The 4,461-nt window shown below is 55.9% G+C and carries 4 protein-coding genes, 1 pseudogene and 1 riboswitch; of the genes and pseudogenes, 1 reads left to right on the top strand and 4 read right to left on the bottom strand.

Annotation, left to right across the window (positions count from 1 at the left end):
• Positions 1-215, bottom strand: a pseudogene (locus tag J7G73_RS12405) (sulfide/dihydroorotate dehydrogenase-like FAD/NAD-binding protein); the annotation flags it as partial.
• A 158-nt stretch (positions 216-373) separates the two neighbouring features.
• Positions 374-1,564 (bottom strand): iron-containing alcohol dehydrogenase, encoded by a 1,191-nt coding sequence (locus J7G73_RS12400; RefSeq protein ID WP_291246484.1) that lies wholly within the window; start codon positions 1,562-1,564, stop codon positions 374-376.
• A 274-nt stretch (positions 1,565-1,838) separates the two neighbouring features.
• Between J7G73_RS12400 and J7G73_RS12395 the strand changes: the two genes are divergently transcribed.
• Positions 1,839-2,798, top strand: coding sequence for a LysR family transcriptional regulator (locus tag J7G73_RS12395; RefSeq protein WP_291246483.1), 960 nt, complete (start codon positions 1,839-1,841; stop codon positions 2,796-2,798).
• A 50-nt stretch (positions 2,799-2,848) separates the two neighbouring features.
• On the opposite strand, the gene J7G73_RS12390 is transcribed toward J7G73_RS12395, so the two are convergent.
• Together J7G73_RS12390 and J7G73_RS12385 are read right to left on the bottom strand one after the other, a co-directional pair.
• A complete protein-coding gene (locus tag J7G73_RS12390; RefSeq protein WP_291246482.1) occupies positions 2,849-3,463 on the bottom strand; it encodes a class D sortase in 615 nt (204 codons plus the stop codon).
• 153 nt (positions 3,464-3,616) lie between these two features.
• Positions 3,617-4,240, bottom strand: a complete 624-nt coding sequence (locus tag J7G73_RS12385) for an ECF transporter S component (RefSeq protein WP_291246481.1) — start codon at positions 4,238-4,240, stop codon at positions 3,617-3,619.
• A 125-nt stretch (positions 4,241-4,365) separates the two neighbouring features.
• Positions 4,366-4,461, bottom strand: a riboswitch (TPP riboswitch). This riboswitch is flagged as partial in the annotation.

Raw genomic sequence — 4,461 nt, 5'->3', positions numbered from 1 at the left:
TCCATGGTGGAGCCGCCCACGATCTGGAAGATGATGGTCACGGTGCCGGCTTCGCGGTCGTAGTCCGCTACGGTCAGGGGGATTCGCTCGGAATCCTCCTTTGCACGCACGATGATGAACTGGCCCGGCTGAGCCTTCTTTGCCACCAGCGGCGCTTCGATCACCAGCTTGGTGACCGTGGGATTCAACTCTTTTCGTTCAACGATCTTAAACATGGCAAATCGCTTCCTTTTCACTCACAAAATGAAACCGGCATTTGCGGATACATGCAAAAGCCGGTGAGGGACCGGAAAAATGCACAGTCCTCTTACATTATAACGTATAAATGCCCCCGGTGTAAATACACCGAGGGCATTCAGTGCGGGAAAATCGATTAGAAATCGATGGGCAGGTCGTAGTAGCAAGCCTTCAGCAGCTTCTCCATCTCTTCCTGGCTGGGCTGACGGGGATTGGAACCGGTGCAGGCATCGCTGATGGCCAGTTCAGCAACCTGGGGCAGCTTCTCCATGAATTCCTTCTCGTCGATGATGCCGCCCTCGTACTCCTTGATGCAGGTGGGGATGTTCAGTGCGGCGTTCATCTTCTTGATCTCAGCGATCAGAGCGTCCACCAGCTCCTCGGTGGTGTTGCCTTCCAGCTTGATGAAGCGGGCGATATCGGCGTAACGCTCGGCAGCGCTCTCAACCTTGCTGTTGTACTTGATGACCTTGGGCAGGTACATGGCGTTGGCGCAGCCGTGTACGATGTGGCCGCCGCTGAAGGCAGCACCGGTCTTGTGAGCCATGCTGTGAACGATGCCCAGCAGAGCGTTGGAGAAGGCCATGCCGGCCAGGCACTGAGCGTTGTGCATACGGTCACGAGCATCCATGTCGCCGTTGTAGCTGGCAACCAGATCGTTGTGGATCATCTTGATGGCATGCAGAGCCAGAGGATCGGTGTAATCGCAGTTGCAGGTGGAAACGTAAGCCTCGATGGCATGGGTCATAGCGTCCATACCGGTGTGAGCGGTCAGCTTCGGAGGCATCTTCTCAGCCAGCTCGGGATCAACGATGGCCACATCGGGAGTGATGTTGAAGTCGGCCAGAGGATACTTGATGCCCTTGGCATAGTCGGTGATTACGCTGAAAGCGGTAACCTCAGTAGCAGTACCGGAGGTGGAAGGAATGGCGCAGAAGTGAGCCTTCTGGCGCAGCTTGGGGAAGTTGAAGGGGATGCACAGCTCCTCGAAGGTCACATTGGGGTACTCGTAGAAAGCCCACATAGCCTTGGCAGCGTCGATGGGGGAACCACCGCCCATGGCAACGATCCAGTCGGGCTGGAACTCGGTCATGGCAGCAGCGCCGCGCATAACGGTCTCCACAGAGGGATCGGGCTCAACGTTCTCAAACAGGTAAACTTCCATGCCGCCTTCCTTCAGGGCGTTGATGGCGCGATCCAGGAAGCCGAAGCGCTTCATGCTGCCGCCGCCTACAACGACGAAAGCCTTCTTGCCACCCAGGTTCTTCATTTCTTCCAAAGAGCCCTTGCCATGATACAGATCGCGGGGAAGAGTAAAACGTGCCATTGTTCATTACCTCCAAAAAATACCGAAAAATGAAATAACATGTTCTAAACGTTAAAATCTTAACGCAGAATGGGCGAAAAGAAACCGCACAAGGCGGCTGGCGTTTGAATGTTATTTTCTTGACACCCCTATGATACCATTGCCATATCCTGGCGGGTAATGTATTATATAAATAAAACTATATCAAAAACGATATAATGCGAGGCTTTTTACAAAGTTTTTACGCATCTTTCGTGTGAATATGCTAGCAAATTACACAAAGGGGGAAACACGGATGAATTTGCAGCAACTGCGCTGTGTTCTGGAGATCGCGCGGGTGGGCAGCGTGACCAAGGCGGCCCAGAACCTTTATATCAGTCAGCCCAATCTGAGCCGGACCATCAAGGAGCTGGAGAAGGAGCTGGGGGTAAGCCTGTTCCGGCGAGGGGCACAGGGGATGGAACCCACAGTGGAGGCAGCTCAGCTGCTGCGCTATGCCGAGACCATTCTGCAGCAGGTGGACGAACTGGAGAGTATCTACCGTACCCATGAACAAACCATGCGCTTGGCGCTGGCCGGGCCGCACAGCGGTTATATCACCCGGGCATTGGCGTCTTTTCTGGCAAAGCAGCAGGGAAGACCGTTGAATGTGAGCTATCAGGAATCTGCCACCGCCCAGGCGCTGGATGCGGTGAGCCGCGGTCAGGTGCAGATCGCCGTGGTACGCTACCAGTTACTGTACGATGATTATTTTAAAGAACTGTTTGCTAAGGCGGGCCTTGCCAGCCGTACGTTGATGCGCTTCAATCCATGTGTGCTTATGGCACTCAGCCACCCGCTGGCAGTGCAGGAGCTGCTGGACTATGAGCAGCTGCAGCAGTACCCTCAAATCCTGCGGGGAGATGCCCAATTGGCCGAGCGTACGGAATTTTCCACGTCCGCCCAGGAGCCTGCCGGACGGATCCATGTGCAGGACCGGGCCAGTATGTACGAGCTGCTGCGGGGTGTGTCGGGCAGCTATGCCTGGTCCAATCCGCTTCCGGAGGCGGAATGTCGCCGCCAGGGGCTGGTGCAGCGCCGCTGTGCCGGGGTGGCAATGAATCGGGATGTGGCCCTGTGGCAGGCAAAATACGGTCTGTCACCTCTTGCACGGGATTGCCTGGTGGCTTTGCAGGAGGCAGCCAGCCGCCAGGGAATGCTGCTGCGAGCCATGCAGAAGACCCAGGCGGACCAGGTGGCGCATCAAACAGAATAAAAGGAAAACCGCCCTTTCGGTCATGCCGGAAAGGGCGGTTTTGGTTTTTATCAGTTATCCGTGATTACAGGACCGCTGACATATTTGCCGTAGATGAAATAGCGCTCGCTGGTGTGATGCAGGGTACCGAAGGGATAGCAGGTATAAAGGATCACGTTTTCCTCGTCCGCTTCCAGATCGTAGGCCGAGGTATCGGTGTCCAGCGCCACCTGCATGTTCACCACCTCATAATGATATTCGCCGTAATAGGTGGTGATCACGATCTCGTCGCCCAGTTCCACATTTTCAAAATCCCGGAAATAGGTGTTGGTGTGGGCACCGGCCAGAATGGTCCCGCCTTCACCGGGGATGTGTGCTCCGGTATAGGTGCCTGCGCCCTGGTCCAGCTGGGCTTTGTTGTCACCCCAGTACATGGTGCAGTCCACATTGGTGCCGGGAATCACGATACGGCCCAGCTCATCGCCTACGGCCGGGTAACCGCCAAAGTCATCCATGTTAACGGTGGGCTCGGGTGTGGGTTCCGGTGTGGGTTCGGGGGTGGGGACTGCAGTGGGCACCGGGGTGGGAGTAGGCTCCGGCTCGGGGGTAAACATTCCGCAGCCGCAGAGCATCAGGGCTGCGCAGGCGGCCAGAGCAAGGCTCTTCCATAAAAAGTGCAGTTTCAAGGGGGCACCTCATTTTCCAAAAAGAACTCCGGATTTCTGACCGGGCAGTCCTCAGTATAACAAAAAATTATATGCCAGTAAAGCGGACACAGCGAAGAATAAAAAAACCGTGGGAACTTCCCCAAAAGGAAGTTCCCACGGCTGGAAGAAAAATTACGCCTGAGGCGCAAACAGTTTGGGCAGCATTTTGTAGAGAACGATGGCCACTACAGTGGTGAGGATAGCCTCCGGTAGCATGTAGGTGCCGTTGTATACTGCGCTGTACAGCCAGCACAGAGCGTTCTCGCCCATGCTGGCGATCTGGGCGCCCCAGCCAAATTCGGTCATCCACTCGAAGGCGTAATCGTAGTCCTTCCAGACGATGTAGCCGGACAGGAAGCTGCACAGATAACGCAGCAGGCAAACCGCCAGAGTGCCCACGCAAACGCCGGCCAGACGGTTGGGGATGGGCTTGGCGATCAGACCGGCCAGACCCAGTACGGTGAAGGCGAGCAGGAAGTCCAGCAGAACGCTGCCCACCACGGCGCCCAGACTCTGGCAGTAGGTCAGGTCGGAAACGCCCAGCAGCAGCTGGATCAGACTGAACACGAAAGCGGTGAGAATGCTCCAGGCGGGACCGCGGCGGAAGCTGACCAGAATGATGGGCAGCATGCTCACCAGGGTGATGGAACCGCCGTGAGGCAGCTTAAAGATGGGAATGTAGCTCAGGATGGTGGCCAGCGCGATCATCAGTGCGCATTCCACCAGCGCATGGGTGCGGGTCGTCGATTTTGCCATGGTTTGTACCAGCCTTTCCCGGCCGCTTTTTTCGGCCGCGTGAAAAAAGATTAGTACATAAAAACACATCTGCGCACAAAAAACGCCCCTGCACAGGTAAAAACCATGCAGGGGCGCAAAAATTGCGCTATGATCCTCAAACTTCCTACGCCGGCATTACCCGGATCAGGTTCAAGGTGACCCAGAGCTGCAATTTGCTCTGATCTCAGCCGGGGATGGCC

This window comes from Allofournierella sp. (assembly GCF_017889395.1).
Lineage (GTDB): Bacteria > Bacillota > Clostridia > Oscillospirales > Ruminococcaceae > Allofournierella.
The sequence above is the reverse complement of the archived record's forward strand: the minus strand, read 5'-3'. Positions and strand labels throughout refer to the sequence as shown.

What these genes read in the sequence shown, in the direction of transcription:
- J7G73_RS12385 (WP_291246481.1), bottom strand. Translation starts at nt 4,240, where the DNA reads ATGGCAAAATCGACGACCCGCACCCATGCGCTGGTGGAATGCGCACTG.
- J7G73_RS12395 (WP_291246483.1), top strand. Translation starts at nt 1,839, where the DNA reads ATGAATTTGCAGCAACTGCGCTGTGTTCTGGAGATCGCGCGGGTGGGC.
- J7G73_RS12400 (WP_291246484.1), bottom strand. Translation starts at nt 1,564, where the DNA reads ATGGCACGTTTTACTCTTCCCCGCGATCTGTATCATGGCAAGGGCTCT.